1 pseudogene is annotated in these 767 nt (G+C 52.8%); it reads right to left on the bottom strand.

Annotated features, from left to right (window positions below):
- Positions 1–605: 605 nt before the first annotated feature.
- Positions 606–767: pseudogene (locus tag C476_RS19555) on the bottom strand (DNA-binding protein); the annotation flags it as partial.

Raw genomic sequence — 767 nt, 5'->3', positions numbered from 1 at the left:
CAGCTTGTACTAAATACGATCTCAGACTGAACTCATCCTCCGTATCACATACAGGGTACTATCAGTTTTTGAGGATTTCAACAGAGCCTACAGAGTATGTATGTTTTTGTTCCTACAGTCTAAAATCGAATCCATGGATCGCCTCTCAACCCTCCTGATATACGCGTTCGTTGGTTTCCCTGTTTTGTTTATTCTCTTCCCATTCGGCCCATTAGGGCTGTTCTTGTTCGTGTACCTCGCTCTCCTCGTTATGGTGATTCAGTCGTGGGACGACACCGATGAACCACCGGCTCGGATTAATTGTTCGCAATGTGGTGCTCCGAACGAACTAGATCGGGATCAATGTAAGCACTGTAATTCATCGCTCACCGGTCAGTAAGCAGATGTAGTTGCCGAATTGCTCGACTCAGTTTCAGGCATATTTCTGAATGAAAAAGTCGTGTTACTAACTACTACTAGGTGATGGCAAAGTTGTGGAGCAGATTTATGCTGTGGCGAAAGCCCGGCAGCGCAGCGGCCACCGGCCGTGAGCAGCCCGGACCGTGGAGGTGGTGGGAGGTGGCGGTGACTGCGTTCACACCAGCAAAAAAGGGGCTTCGCCCCGGCTATTCCCACCAGCAGCCGCGCTCGGGGAAGTGAATCGTCGTCCATCCGGTCACGGCCAGTGAGACACGGCCCTCGTGCCAGTTCCGGGCAGCCTTGTGAATGCGCACCTGCTCGCCTTCCTCGATCCACGGCGCGTCTGATGACTTCCAGACGGTCACACG

This window comes from Natrinema limicola JCM 13563, from assembly GCF_000337475.1.
Classification (GTDB): domain Archaea; phylum Halobacteriota; class Halobacteria; order Halobacteriales; family Natrialbaceae; genus Natrinema; species Natrinema limicola.
The sequence above is the reverse complement of the archived record's forward strand: the minus strand, read 5'-3'. Positions and strand labels throughout refer to the sequence as shown.